The 10,580-nt window shown below is 49.9% G+C and carries 22 protein-coding genes and 1 pseudogene; 22 read left to right on the top strand and 1 reads right to left on the bottom strand.

Features of this window, described 5'->3' with window-relative positions:
* Positions 1-76, top strand: a pseudogene (locus JK211_RS14965) (elongation factor Tu); the annotation flags it as partial.
* A 174-nt stretch (positions 77-250) separates the two neighbouring features.
* On the opposite strand, the gene JK211_RS14970 reads toward JK211_RS14965, so the two are convergent.
* Entirely contained in the window at positions 251-1,051 is an 801-nt protein-coding gene (locus JK211_RS14970; RefSeq protein ID WP_212709471.1) for an A24 family peptidase, read from the bottom strand.
* 356 nt (positions 1,052-1,407) lie between these two features.
* On the opposite strand from JK211_RS14970, the gene rpsJ reads away from it, so the two are divergent.
* The 21 genes from rpsJ to rplO all read left to right on the top strand — a co-directional run bounded on the left by rpsJ (position 1,408) and on the right by rplO (position 10,572).
* On the top strand, positions 1,408-1,719 hold the full coding sequence (gene rpsJ / locus JK211_RS14975) for a 30S ribosomal protein S10 (protein WP_001181005.1): 312 nt from the start codon (positions 1,408-1,410) through the stop codon (positions 1,717-1,719).
* A gap of 31 nt (positions 1,720-1,750) precedes the next feature.
* On the top strand, positions 1,751-2,377 hold the full coding sequence (rplC, locus tag JK211_RS14980) for a 50S ribosomal protein L3 (protein ID WP_212709472.1): 627 nt from the start codon (positions 1,751-1,753) through the stop codon (positions 2,375-2,377).
* Positions 2,378-2,387: 10 nt separating this feature from the next.
* A complete protein-coding gene (gene rplD / locus JK211_RS14985) occupies positions 2,388-2,993 on the top strand; it encodes a 50S ribosomal protein L4 (RefSeq protein WP_212709473.1) in 606 nt (201 codons plus the stop codon).
* On the top strand, positions 2,990-3,292 hold the full coding sequence (gene rplW / locus JK211_RS14990) for a 50S ribosomal protein L23 (protein WP_087486829.1): 303 nt from the start codon (positions 2,990-2,992) through the stop codon (positions 3,290-3,292). Before rplD ends, rplW begins: the two co-directional genes overlap by 4 nt.
* Positions 3,293-3,309: 17 nt before the next feature.
* A complete protein-coding gene (rplB, locus tag JK211_RS14995; protein WP_212709474.1) occupies positions 3,310-4,131 on the top strand; it encodes a 50S ribosomal protein L2 in 822 nt (273 codons plus the stop codon).
* A 16-nt stretch (positions 4,132-4,147) separates the two neighbouring features.
* Positions 4,148-4,426: a 30S ribosomal protein S19 gene (rpsS, locus tag JK211_RS15000; RefSeq protein ID WP_001138115.1), complete on the top strand. Its 279-nt coding sequence runs from the start codon at positions 4,148-4,150 to the stop codon at positions 4,424-4,426.
* Positions 4,427-4,440: 14 nt separating this feature from the next.
* Positions 4,441-4,773 (top strand): 50S ribosomal protein L22, encoded by a 333-nt coding sequence (rplV, locus tag JK211_RS15005; protein WP_038016596.1) that lies wholly within the window; start codon positions 4,441-4,443, stop codon positions 4,771-4,773.
* Between the two features lie 17 nt (positions 4,774-4,790).
* The gene (gene rpsC, locus JK211_RS15010) at positions 4,791-5,492 is read left to right on the top strand and encodes a 30S ribosomal protein S3 (RefSeq protein WP_038016598.1); all 702 of its coding nucleotides are present in this window, start codon (positions 4,791-4,793) and stop codon (positions 5,490-5,492) included.
* Positions 5,493-5,504: 12 nt separating this feature from the next.
* Positions 5,505-5,915, top strand: coding sequence for a 50S ribosomal protein L16 (gene rplP, locus JK211_RS15015; RefSeq protein ID WP_025902045.1), 411 nt, complete (start codon positions 5,505-5,507; stop codon positions 5,913-5,915).
* Positions 5,915-6,106 (top strand): 50S ribosomal protein L29, encoded by a 192-nt coding sequence (gene rpmC / locus JK211_RS15020; protein WP_025902044.1) that lies wholly within the window; start codon positions 5,915-5,917, stop codon positions 6,104-6,106. Before rplP ends, rpmC begins: the two co-directional genes overlap by 1 nt.
* Entirely contained in the window at positions 6,106-6,360 is a 255-nt protein-coding gene (gene rpsQ / locus JK211_RS15025; protein ID WP_038016601.1) for a 30S ribosomal protein S17, read from the top strand. The genes rpmC and rpsQ overlap by 1 nt, the downstream gene beginning before the upstream one ends.
* A gap of 168 nt (positions 6,361-6,528) precedes the next feature.
* Positions 6,529-6,900, top strand: a complete 372-nt coding sequence (gene rplN / locus JK211_RS15030) for a 50S ribosomal protein L14 (protein ID WP_025902042.1) — start codon at positions 6,529-6,531, stop codon at positions 6,898-6,900.
* A gap of 10 nt (positions 6,901-6,910) precedes the next feature.
* Complete coding sequence (gene rplX / locus JK211_RS15035; RefSeq protein ID WP_212709475.1) at positions 6,911-7,225, top strand: 50S ribosomal protein L24; 315 nt, start codon at positions 6,911-6,913, stop codon at positions 7,223-7,225.
* 14 nt (positions 7,226-7,239) lie between these two features.
* The gene (gene rplE / locus JK211_RS15040) at positions 7,240-7,779 is read left to right on the top strand and encodes a 50S ribosomal protein L5 (protein WP_038016606.1); all 540 of its coding nucleotides are present in this window, start codon (positions 7,240-7,242) and stop codon (positions 7,777-7,779) included.
* Between the two features lie 14 nt (positions 7,780-7,793).
* Complete coding sequence (gene rpsN / locus JK211_RS15045) at positions 7,794-8,099, top strand: 30S ribosomal protein S14 (protein WP_025902039.1); 306 nt, start codon at positions 7,794-7,796, stop codon at positions 8,097-8,099.
* Positions 8,100-8,132: 33 nt separating this feature from the next.
* The gene (gene rpsH / locus JK211_RS15050; RefSeq protein WP_212709476.1) at positions 8,133-8,525 is read left to right on the top strand and encodes a 30S ribosomal protein S8; all 393 of its coding nucleotides are present in this window, start codon (positions 8,133-8,135) and stop codon (positions 8,523-8,525) included.
* 12 nt (positions 8,526-8,537) lie between these two features.
* Complete coding sequence (gene rplF, locus JK211_RS15055; RefSeq protein WP_212709477.1) at positions 8,538-9,071, top strand: 50S ribosomal protein L6; 534 nt, start codon at positions 8,538-8,540, stop codon at positions 9,069-9,071.
* Between the two features lie 9 nt (positions 9,072-9,080).
* Positions 9,081-9,434 (top strand): 50S ribosomal protein L18, encoded by a 354-nt coding sequence (gene rplR, locus JK211_RS15060; RefSeq protein ID WP_038016613.1) that lies wholly within the window; start codon positions 9,081-9,083, stop codon positions 9,432-9,434.
* A gap of 14 nt (positions 9,435-9,448) precedes the next feature.
* On the top strand, positions 9,449-9,949 hold the full coding sequence (gene rpsE, locus JK211_RS15065; protein ID WP_025902035.1) for a 30S ribosomal protein S5: 501 nt from the start codon (positions 9,449-9,451) through the stop codon (positions 9,947-9,949).
* A gap of 5 nt (positions 9,950-9,954) precedes the next feature.
* Positions 9,955-10,134, top strand: coding sequence for a 50S ribosomal protein L30 (gene rpmD / locus JK211_RS15070; protein WP_004846568.1), 180 nt, complete (start codon positions 9,955-9,957; stop codon positions 10,132-10,134).
* Between the two features lie 3 nt (positions 10,135-10,137).
* Positions 10,138-10,572, top strand: coding sequence for a 50S ribosomal protein L15 (rplO, locus tag JK211_RS15075; RefSeq protein WP_212709478.1), 435 nt, complete (start codon positions 10,138-10,140; stop codon positions 10,570-10,572).
* Positions 10,573-10,580 lie beyond the last annotated feature (8 nt).

The raw sequence follows: 10,580 nt of genomic DNA on the forward strand, positions 1-10,580 counted from the left end.
TGACGGTCTGCGTTTCGCAATCCGTGAAGGTGGTCGTACTGTAGGTGCTGGTGTTGTTGCTAAAGTTATCGCTTAATTGTTGATAGTTTAGCTTCATCAGTCAGAAAGGGCGCTTCGGCGCCCTTTTTCGTTTCTGTTATTTAGCCGGAATATATAAACTACGTGGCAATAAACCGGCTGTAATGAATCAGTACAGCATGCCCGCATGTGATCAGCAGGGCAGGGATACAGAATGATCTCCGGATACAAATTAAAGCACAGGCGAATAGTTAAAGGCTGCGCTGACAATAAACCATCCCCATCCCGCAATTGCCAGATAAAAACCCAGAGGCAGCGGGGTATTTTTCTGCAGACTGACCCTGAGTCTCCCCTGACAGCACAGGGTGGACAGAGCCAGCAGGGTAGCAACCACAATGATGCCCGCTAACGCCTGCCAGCCACACCACGCACCGAGAGCTGCCAGCAGTTTCATATCTCCGCCGCCAATACCCTCTGTATTCCGCCAGTAACGATAGAGATAATTGATGATCAGCAGGGAGCTATAACCGGCACAGATGCCGGCTATCCTTGCGTCGAGAGACAGGGCCGGAAAACAGGCAGCAAACAGTAATCCACTGCATAGCACTGTAAAGACCAGACTATCGGGGAGCAGCAGGTAGCGTCTGTCAATGTCAGCAAGGATGGACAGCAACGCACTGAAGATAACAGCAGCGAACCATGGGAGAATATCCGGCAGTGCAAGACCGGCAATAATACCGGCTATCCCGCCGCCGGCCTCGAACAGCAGCAAGCGGGGCGGCAGGGGATGACGGCAATAGCGGCAGCGGCTCCGTAATACCAGAAAGCTGATCACCGGTAACAGTTCAAACCAGCGAAGCCGGTGGTGACAGACAGCGCACTCAGAGTACGGGCTGCAGATTATGCGGCATTGCCGGCGAAATGACATCCATGGCCGGTAGCGATCGCTGACCAGCCCGCAAAAGCTGCCAGCGATAGTCCCGAATAAAAAAGCGAACAGCAGTAACATAATCTCAGGCCGGTGATGCATCATTCCATAATTCTGTCTGACAAGCACGGAGGGGCGATAACCCGATTAATCTGTTCTGCAGGGGGCTTCTGATGTTAGTGATGAAAATTACGGCTGATAATCTATAAGCGCAGCTAAATTCGCATTTATACTGTTCAGAAACGCATCACCCCTTGCTAATCGCCAGAATATACGTATAATGCGCGGGCTTGCTGAAATTAGCAGCGCGATTCGAGCAGAATCGCAGGCACGCGATTTGTGTTGCCTGACAATACTCCCGATTGGGGAGTTATATGCTGAACGATTACACTCCCCCATCAATCGTAATGGGTGTGAGGAGTAATTATTTTTGTTTATAAAATGTTTGGAGCTCTGGTCTCATGCAGAACCAAAGAATCCGTATCCGTCTTAAAGCGTTTGATCATCGTCTGATCGATCAATCAACCGCGGAAATCGTTGAGACTGCCAAGCGCACTGGTGCGCAGGTCCGTGGTCCAATCCCGCTGCCGACTCGTAAAGAGCGCTTTACCGTTCTGATTTCTCCGCACGTTAACAAAGATGCGCGCGATCAGTACGAAATTCGCACTCACAAACGTCTGGTTGACATCGTTGAGCCAACTGAAAAGACCGTTGATGCTCTGATGCGTCTGGATCTGGCTGCCGGTGTTGATGTGCAGATCAGCCTGGGCTAATCAGGTTTCGAGCGATTAAGAGGTTGATACAATGATTGGATTAGTCGGTAAGAAAGTGGGAATGACCCGTATCTTCACTGAAGATGGCGTTTCTATCCCTGTAACCGTAATCGAAGTTGAAGCAAACCGCGTTACTCAGGTCAAAGGCCTGGAGAACGATGGTTACCAGGCTATTCAGGTGACTACCGGTGCTAAAAAAGCAAGCCGTGTAGCTAAACCTGAAGCAGGTCATTTTGCTAAAGCTGGCGTAGAAGCTGGCCGTGGTCTGTGGGAATTCCGCACCGAAGGTGAAGAATATACCGTTGGCCAGAGCATCAGTGTTGATATCTTCGCTGAAGTTAAAAAAGTAGACGTAACTGGCACCTCTAAAGGTAAAGGTTTCGCAGGTACCGTTAAGCGCTGGAACTTCCGTACCCAGGACGCTACCCACGGTAACTCCTTGTCACACCGCGTACCGGGTTCTATCGGTCAGAACCAGACTCCGGGCAAAGTGTTTAAAGGCAAGAAAATGGCAGGTCACCTGGGTAACGAACGTGTAACCGTTCAGAGCCTGGAAGTCGTTCGCGTTGATGCCGAGCGCAACCTGCTGCTGGTTAAAGGTGCAGTTCCCGGTGCTACCGGAAGCGACCTGATTGTTAAACCAGCTGTGAAGGCGTAAGGGGATAGCAATGGAATTAGTATTGAAAGACGCGCAGAGCGCGCTGACTGTTTCCGAAACTACCTTCGGTCGTGATTTCAACGAAGCGCTGGTTCACCAGGTTGTTGTTGCTTATGCAGCAGGCGCCCGTCAGGGTAGCCGTGCGCAGAAAACTCGCGCAGAAGTCACTGGCTCTGGTAAAAAACCATGGCGCCAGAAAGGCACCGGCCGCGCTCGTGCAGGTTCTGCGAAGAGCCCAATCTGGCGTTCAGGTGGTGTGACTTTTGCTGCACGGCCTCAGGACCACAGTCAAAAAGTTAACAAAAAGATGTACCGCGGAGCGCTGAAAAGCATTCTGTCTGAACTGGTACGTCAGGAACGTTTGATCGTTGTTGAACAGTTCTCTGTAGAAGCGCCTAAAACTAAGCTGCTGGCTCAGAAACTGAAAGACATGGCTCTGGAAGATGTGCTGATCATCACCGGTGAACTGGATGAAAATCTGTTCCTGGCTGCACGTAACCTGTTCAAGGTTGACGTACGTGATGCAGCGGGCATTGACCCAGTTAGCCTGATCGCCTTCGACAAAGTCGTTATGACTGCTGATGCAGTTAAGCAAGTTGAGGAGATGCTGGCATGATCCGTGAAGAACGTCTGCTGAAAGTCGTGCGCGCGCCGCACGTTTCTGAAAAAGCATCTGCTGCGATGGAAAAAACAAATACCATCGTTCTCAAAGTTGCAAAAGATGCGACCAAAGCAGAGATCGTTGCTGCCGTAGAAAAGCTGTTCGAAGTTGAAGTTAAAGACGTAAACACCCTGGTTGTTAAAGGGAAAGTTAAGCGTCACGGACAGCGTGTTGGTCGTCGTAGCGACTGGAAAAAAGCTTACGTCACCCTGAAAGAAGGCCAGAATCTGGACTTCGTCGGCGGCGCAGAGTAAGTCGGAGGAGAGAAACAATGGCAATTGTTAAATGTAAACCGACATCTCCGGGTCGTCGCCACGTAGTTAAAGTGGTGAACCCTGAGCTGCACAAGGGCAAACCTTTTGCTCCGCTGCTGGAAAAAAACAGCAAAAGCGGTGGCCGTAATAATAACGGTCGTATCACTACCCGTCATATCGGTGGTGGTCATAAGCAGGCTTACCGTATTGTTGACTTCAAACGCAACAAAGATGGTATCCCGGCTATCGTTGAACGTCTTGAGTACGATCCGAACCGCTCTGCAAATATTGCACTGGTTCTGTACAAAGATGGTGAACGCCGTTATATCCTGGCTCCAAAAGGTTTAAAAGCTGGCGACCAGATTCAGTCTGGCGTTGATGCTGCGATTAAAGCAGGTAACACCCTGCCGATGCGTAACATCCCGGTAGGTTCAACTGTACATAACGTAGAAATGAAACCAGGCAAAGGCGGTCAGATTGCTCGCTCTGCTGGTACTTACGTGCAGATCGTTGCACGTGATGGTTCCTACGTCACCCTGCGTCTGCGTTCAGGTGAAATGCGTAAAGTCGAAGCTGACTGCCGCGCAACACTGGGCGAAGTCGGTAACGCTGAGCATATGCTGCGCGTTCTGGGTAAAGCAGGTGCAACTCGCTGGCGTGGTGTTCGTCCTACCGTTCGCGGTACTGCGATGAACCCAGTCGATCACCCGCACGGTGGTGGTGAAGGTCGTAACTTTGGTAAGCACCCGGTAACTCCGTGGGGCGTTCAGACCAAAGGTAAGAAGACCCGCAGCAACAAGCGTACTGATAAATTCATCGTACGTCGCCGTAGCAAATAATTTTAGAGGATAAACCATGCCACGTTCTCTCAAGAAAGGTCCTTTTATTGACCTGCACTTGCTGAAGAAGGTAGAGAAAGCGGTGGAAAGCGGTGACAAGAAGCCCCTGCGCACCTGGTCCCGTCGTTCAACGATCTTTCCAAACATGATCGGTTTGACCATCGCTGTCCATAATGGTCGTCAGCATGTACCTGTCTTTGTTTCCGACGAAATGGTCGGTCACAAGCTGGGTGAATTTGCGCCGACTCGTACTTATCGCGGTCACGCGGCTGATAAAAAAGCCAAGAAGAAATAAGGTAGGAGGAAGAGATGGAAACTATCGCTAAACATCGCCATGCTCGTTCTTCTGCTCAGAAGGTTCGCCTGGTTGCGGATCTTGTACGCGGTAAGAAAGTGTCGCAGGCTCTGGATATCCTGACCTATACCAATAAGAAAGCAGCCTTACTGGTTAAGAAAGTCCTGGAATCTGCCATTGCTAACGCCGAACACAACGATGGCGCTGACATCGACGATCTGAAAGTCGCGAAAATTTTCGTCGACGAAGGCCCTAGCATGAAGCGTATTATGCCGCGTGCTAAAGGTCGTGCAGATCGCATCCTGAAGCGCACCAGCCACATTACTGTGGTTGTGTCCGATCGCTGAGACTCTGGAGACTAGCAATGGGTCAGAAAGTACATCCTAATGGTATTCGTCTGGGTATTGTAAAACCCTGGAACTCTACCTGGTTCGCAAATACCAACGAATTCGCTGACAACCTGGACAGCGATTTTAAAGTACGTCAGTTCCTGAACAAAGAACTGGCAAAAGCGTCTGTATCTCGTATCGTTATCGAGCGTCCGGCTAAAAGCATCCGTGTGACTATTCACACTGCTCGCCCTGGTATCGTTATCGGTAAGAAAGGTGAAGACGTAGAAAAACTGCGTAACGTCGTCGCGAAAATCGCTGGCGTTCCTGCGCAAATCAATATCGCCGAAGTCCGTAAACCGGAACTGGACGCTAAATTGGTTGCTGACAGCATCACTTCACAGCTGGAACGTCGCGTTATGTTCCGTCGTGCGATGAAGCGTGCTGTACAGAACGCAATGCGTCTGGGCGCTAAAGGTATCAAAGTTGAAGTAAGCGGCCGTCTTGGCGGTGCTGAAATCGCGCGTACCGAATGGTACCGTGAAGGTCGTGTTCCGTTGCACACACTGCGTGCGGATATCGATTACAACACCTCTGAAGCGCACACCACTTATGGTGTAATCGGCGTTAAGGTATGGATCTTCAAAGGTGAGATCCTGGGTGGTATGGCTGCTGTTGAACAACCGGAAAAACCGGCTGCGCAACCTAAAAAGCAGCAGCGTAAAGGCCGTAAGTAAGGAGAGTCGCTGATGTTACAACCAAAGCGTACAAAATTCCGTAAAGTGCATAAAGGCCGTAACCGCGGTCTGGCTGCTGGTACGGATATTAGCTTCGGTACTTTCGGTCTGAAAGCTGTTGGCCGTGGTCGTCTGACTGCCCGTCAGATCGAAGCAGCACGTCGTGCTATGACCCGTGCAGTTAAGCGTCAAGGTAAAATTTGGATCCGTGTATTCCCGGACAAACCAATTACTGAGAAGCCGCTTGAAGTTCGTATGGGTAAAGGTAAGGGTAACGTAGAGTATTGGGTTGCCCTGATCCAGCCTGGTAAAGTCCTGTATGAAATGGACGGTGTATCAGAAGAGCTGGCCCGTGAGGCATTCAAGCTGGCAGCAGCAAAACTGCCTATCAAAACCACCTTTGTAACTAAGACGGTGATGTAATGAAAGCAACTGAGCTGCGTGAAAAAAGTGTTGAAGAGCTGAACACTGAGCTGCTTAACCTGTTGCGTGAGCAGTTTAACCTGCGCATGCAGGCAGCATCCGGACAGCTGCAGCAGACCCATCTGCTGAAGCAAGTTCGCCGTGATGTTGCACGCGTTAAGACTTTACTGACTGAGAAGGCGGGTGCGTAATGACCGATAAAATCCGTACTCTGCAAGGTCGTGTTGTTAGTGACAAAATGCAGAAATCTGCGGTTGTCGCTATCGAACGTTTCGTGAAACACCCGATTTACGGTAAATTCATTAAGCGTACGACTAAGCTGCACATCCATGACGAGAACAATGAATGTGGCACTGGTGACGTGGTAATTATCCGCGAATGCCGTCCACTGTCCAAGACTAAGTCCTGGACGCTTGTACGCGTTGTGGAAAAAGCGGTTCTGTAATAGAATCTCTTTTCTGTGAAAAATAGATGAACGACTCGTCTGAGTCGTTCATTTTTTCTACCCATCTACGAGAACCGGTGTTATAATGCCGCGCCCTCGATAATGGGGCTTTTAATCGACCTGAAAGTTAGGTCCCGAAGTAGTAGTTGACATTAGCGGAGCACTAAAATGATCCAAGAACAGACTATGCTGAACGTCGCCGACAACTCCGGTGCACGTCGCGTAATGTGTATCAAGGTTCTGGGTGGCTCGCACCGTCGCTACGCAGGCGTTGGCGACATTATTAAAGTTACCATCAAGGAAGCAATTCCTCGTGGTAAAGTTAAGAAAGGTGACGTCCTGAAGGCGGTAGTGGTGCGCACCAGGAAGGGTGTTCGTCGCCCTGACGGTTCTGTCATTCGCTTCGATGGTAATGCATGCGTTATTTTAAACAATAACAGCGAGCAACCCGTCGGAACGCGTATTTTTGGGCCGGTAACTCGTGAACTTCGTACTGAAAAGTTCATGAAAATTATCTCTCTGGCACCTGAAGTACTCTAAGGAGCGAATCATGGCAGCGAAAATCCGTCTTAACGACGAAGTTATCGTGCTTACCGGCAAAGATAAAGGTAAACGCGGTAAAGTAAAAAATGTTTTGTCTTCCGGCAAAGTCATCATTGAAGGTATCAACCTGGTTAAGAAACATCAGAAGCCGGTTCCGGCCCTGAACCAGCCAGGTGGCATCGTTGAAAAAGAAGCTGCAATTCAGGTTTCTAACGTTGCAATTTTCAATGCGGCATCCGGCAAGGCTGACCGTGTAGGCTTTAGATTCGAAGACGGTAAAAAAGTCCGTTTCTTCAAGTCTAACAGCGAAACTATCAAGTAATTTGGAGTAGTACGATGGCGAAACTGCATGATTACTACAAAGACGAAGTAGTTAAGAAACTCATGACTGAGTTTAACTACAATTCAGTCATGCAAGTCCCTCGGGTCGAGAAGATTACCCTGAACATGGGTGTGGGTGAAGCGATCGCTGACAAGAAACTGCTGGATAATGCAGCAGCAGACCTGGCAGCAATCTCCGGTCAAAAACCGCTGGTCACCAAAGCACGCAAATCAGTTGCAGGCTTCAAAATCCGTCAGGGCTATCCGATCGGCTGTAAAGTTACCCTGCGTGGCGAACGTATGTGGGAGTTTCTTGAGCGCCTGATCATCATTGCTGTACCTCGTATCCGTGACTTCCGTGGTTTATCTGCGAAGTCTTTCGACGGTCGTGGTAACTACAGCATGGGTGTCCGTGAGCAGATCATCTTCCCAGAAATCGACTACGATAAAGTCGATCGCGTCCGTGGTTTGGATATTACCATTACCACTACTGCGAAATCTGATGATGAAGGCCGTGCTCTGCTGGCAGCCTTTGACTTCCCATTCCGCAAGTAAGGTAGGGTAAATTCATGGCTAAGCAATCTATGAAAGCACGCGAAGTTAAGCGTGTAAAACTAGCAGACAAGTTCTTCGCGAAACGCACTGAACTGAAAGCGATCATCTCTGATGTGAACGCTTCTGACGAAGATCGTTGGAATGCTGTTCTTAAGCTTCAGGCTCTGCCGCGTGATTCCAGCCCGTCCCGTCAGCGTAACCGCTGCCGCCAAACTGGCCGTCCACATGGCTATGTAGGTAAGTTCGGGTTGAGCCGCATCAAGTTACGTGAAGCCGCTATGCGCGGTGAAGTACCTGGCTTGAAAAAGGCTAGCTGGTAATTGTCACCAATTGAATCACGGGAGTAAAGACTGATGAGCATGCAAGATCCGATCGCGGATATGCTGACCCGTATCCGTAACGGTCAGGCCGCGAACAAAGTTGCGGTCACCATGCCTTCCTCCAAGCTGAAAGTGGCAATTGCCAACGTGCTGAAGGAAGAAGGTTACATTGAAGAATTTAAAATCGAAGGCGACGCTAAGCCTGAACTGGAATTAACTCTTAAGTATTTCCAGGGCAAGGCAGTAGTAGAAAGCATTCAGCGAGTAAGCCGTCCAGGTCTGCGCATTTATAAAGGCAAAGACGAACTGCCAAAAATCATGGCAGGGATGGGTATCGCAGTTGTTTCTACTTCAAAAGGTGTTATGACTGATCGTGCAGCGCGCCAGGCTGGTCTTGGCGGCGAAATTATCTGCTACGTAGCGTAATCGGAGGATAGAATGTCTCGTGTTGCTAAAGCACCTGTCGTTATTCCTGCGGGCGTAGAGGTAAAACTCAACGGTCAGGAAATTTCGATCAAAGGTAAAAACGGCGAGCTGGCTCGTACTATCAATAAAGCGGTTGAAGTTAAGCAGGCTGACAACGCACTGACTTTCGCGCCACGCGAAGGCTTTGCTGACGGCTGGGCACAGGCAGGTACTGCTCGTGCATTGCTGAACTCAATGGTTATCGGTGTTACCGAAGGCTTCACCAAGAAGCTGCAGCTGGTTGGTGTTGGTTATCGTGCGGCTGTTAAAGGCAATGCAGTTAACCTGTCCCTGGGCTTTTCTCACCCTGTGGAACATCAGCTGCCTGCAGGAATCACTGCTGAATGTCCGATTCAGACTGAAATCGTGCTGAAAGGCGCTGATAAGCAGGTGATCGGCCAGGTAGCAGCTGACTTGCGCGCCTACCGTCGTCCTGAGCCTTATAAAGGCAAGGGTGTCCGTTACGCCGACGAAGTCGTGCGTACCAAAGAGGCTAAGAAGAAGTAAGGTAACACTATGGATAAGAAATCTGCTCGTATCCGTCGTGCGACCCGTGCACGTCGCAAGCTCAAAGAGCTGGGTGCTACTCGCCTGGTGGTACATCGTACCCCGCGTCATATTTACGCACAGGTAATCGCTCCGAACGGTTCCGAAGTTCTGGTTGCTGCTTCTACTGTAGAAAAAGCTATCACTGAACAACTGAAGTACACTGGAAACAAAGATGCTGCCATTGCTGTTGGTAAAGCTATCGCTGAACGTGCTGTCGAGAAAGGTATCACTACCGTTTCTTTCGACCGTTCTGGTTTCCAATATCATGGTCGTGTCCAGGCACTGGCAGATGCTGCCCGTGAAGCTGGCCTTCAGTTCTAAGGTAGAGGTCTAAGATGTCACACATCGAGAAACAAGCTGGCGAACTGCAGGAAAAACTGATCGCGGTTAACCGTGTATCTAAAACCGTTAAAGGTGGTCGTATCTTCTCCTTCACAGCTCTGACTGTTGTTGGTGATGGTAATGGTCGCGTTGGTTTTGGTTACGGTAAAGCGCGTGAAGTTCCAGCAGCTATCCAGAAAGCGATGGAAAAAGCCCGTCGCAACATGGTAAATGTCGCGCTGAATAACGGTACCCTGCAACACCCGGTTAAAGGTGTTCACACAGGTTCTCGCGTATTCATGCAGCCGGCTTCAGAAGGTACGGGTATCATTGCCGGTGGTGCAATGCGTGCGGTTCTGGAAGTCGCCGGGATTCATAACGTTCTGGCTAAAACCTATGGTTCTACTAACCCGATCAACGTGGTTCGTGCAACTATTGATGGCCTGAGCAATATGAATTCTCCTGAGATGGTCGCTGCTAAGCGTGGTAAAACCGTCGAAGAAATTCTGGGGTAATTATCATGGCAAAGACTATTAAGATTACTCAAACCCGTAGTGCAATCGGTCGTCTGCCTAAACATAAGGCAACACTGCTTGGCCTGGGTCTGCGTCGCATTGGTCATACTGTAGAACGTGAGGATACTCCTGCGGTTCGCGGTATGGTTAACGCGGTTTCCTACATGGTTAAAGTGGAGGAGTAAGAGATGCGTTTAAATACTCTGTCTCCGGCCGAAGGGTCTAAGCACGCTTCCAAACGTTTGGGTCGTGGTATTGGTTCCGGTCTCGGAAAAACCGGTGGTCGTGGTCACAAAGGTCAGAACTCACGTTCTGGTGGTGGCGTACGTCGCGGTTTCGAGGGTGGCCAGATGCCTTTATACCGTCGTCTGCCAAAATTTGGCTTTACTTCTCGCAAAGCAATGGTTACAGCCGAAGTTCGTCTGTCTGACCTGGCGAAAGTAGAAGGCGGTATTGTTGACCTGAACACGCTGAAAGCAGCTAACATTATCGGAATTCAGATTGAATTCGCGAAAGTTATCCTGTCTGGCGAAGTTTCTGCTCCGGTAACGGTTCGTGGTCTGCGTGTCACCAAAGGTGCTCGTGCCGCAATCGAAGCTGCTGGCGGTAAAATTGAGGAATAAGTGAGCTG

Origin of the sequence: Tatumella sp. JGM130, from assembly GCF_018257525.1 — a bacterium.
Classification (GTDB): Bacteria; Pseudomonadota; Gammaproteobacteria; order Enterobacterales; family Enterobacteriaceae; genus Tatumella; species Tatumella punctata.

Excerpts from the sequence above, each read along its gene's own strand:
- rplB (WP_212709474.1), top strand. The coding sequence starts at position 3,310 with ATGGCAATTGTTAAATGTAAACCGACATCTCCGGGTCGTCGCCACGTA.
- rplV (WP_038016596.1), top strand. The coding sequence starts at position 4,441 with ATGGAAACTATCGCTAAACATCGCCATGCTCGTTCTTCTGCTCAGAAG.
- rpsJ (WP_001181005.1), top strand. The coding sequence starts at position 1,408 with ATGCAGAACCAAAGAATCCGTATCCGTCTTAAAGCGTTTGATCATCGT.
- rplE (WP_038016606.1), top strand. The coding sequence starts at position 7,240 with ATGGCGAAACTGCATGATTACTACAAAGACGAAGTAGTTAAGAAACTC.
- rplW (WP_087486829.1), top strand. The coding sequence starts at position 2,990 with ATGATCCGTGAAGAACGTCTGCTGAAAGTCGTGCGCGCGCCGCACGTT.
- rplD (WP_212709473.1), top strand. The coding sequence starts at position 2,388 with ATGGAATTAGTATTGAAAGACGCGCAGAGCGCGCTGACTGTTTCCGAA.
- rpsE (WP_025902035.1), top strand. The coding sequence starts at position 9,449 with ATGTCACACATCGAGAAACAAGCTGGCGAACTGCAGGAAAAACTGATC.
- rpsQ (WP_038016601.1), top strand. The coding sequence starts at position 6,106 with ATGACCGATAAAATCCGTACTCTGCAAGGTCGTGTTGTTAGTGACAAA.
- rplP (WP_025902045.1), top strand. The coding sequence starts at position 5,505 with ATGTTACAACCAAAGCGTACAAAATTCCGTAAAGTGCATAAAGGCCGT.
- rpsC (WP_038016598.1), top strand. The coding sequence starts at position 4,791 with ATGGGTCAGAAAGTACATCCTAATGGTATTCGTCTGGGTATTGTAAAA.
- rpmC (WP_025902044.1), top strand. The coding sequence starts at position 5,915 with ATGAAAGCAACTGAGCTGCGTGAAAAAAGTGTTGAAGAGCTGAACACT.
- rpmD (WP_004846568.1), top strand. The coding sequence starts at position 9,955 with ATGGCAAAGACTATTAAGATTACTCAAACCCGTAGTGCAATCGGTCGT.
- rplO (WP_212709478.1), top strand. The coding sequence starts at position 10,138 with ATGCGTTTAAATACTCTGTCTCCGGCCGAAGGGTCTAAGCACGCTTCC.
- rplN (WP_025902042.1), top strand. The coding sequence starts at position 6,529 with ATGATCCAAGAACAGACTATGCTGAACGTCGCCGACAACTCCGGTGCA.
- rplC (WP_212709472.1), top strand. The coding sequence starts at position 1,751 with ATGATTGGATTAGTCGGTAAGAAAGTGGGAATGACCCGTATCTTCACT.
- JK211_RS14970 (WP_212709471.1), bottom strand. The coding sequence starts at position 1,051 with ATGATGCATCACCGGCCTGAGATTATGTTACTGCTGTTCGCTTTTTTA.
- rplF (WP_212709477.1), top strand. The coding sequence starts at position 8,538 with ATGTCTCGTGTTGCTAAAGCACCTGTCGTTATTCCTGCGGGCGTAGAG.
- rpsN (WP_025902039.1), top strand. The coding sequence starts at position 7,794 with ATGGCTAAGCAATCTATGAAAGCACGCGAAGTTAAGCGTGTAAAACTA.
- rplR (WP_038016613.1), top strand. The coding sequence starts at position 9,081 with ATGGATAAGAAATCTGCTCGTATCCGTCGTGCGACCCGTGCACGTCGC.
- rpsH (WP_212709476.1), top strand. The coding sequence starts at position 8,133 with ATGAGCATGCAAGATCCGATCGCGGATATGCTGACCCGTATCCGTAAC.
- rplX (WP_212709475.1), top strand. The coding sequence starts at position 6,911 with ATGGCAGCGAAAATCCGTCTTAACGACGAAGTTATCGTGCTTACCGGC.
- rpsS (WP_001138115.1), top strand. The coding sequence starts at position 4,148 with ATGCCACGTTCTCTCAAGAAAGGTCCTTTTATTGACCTGCACTTGCTG.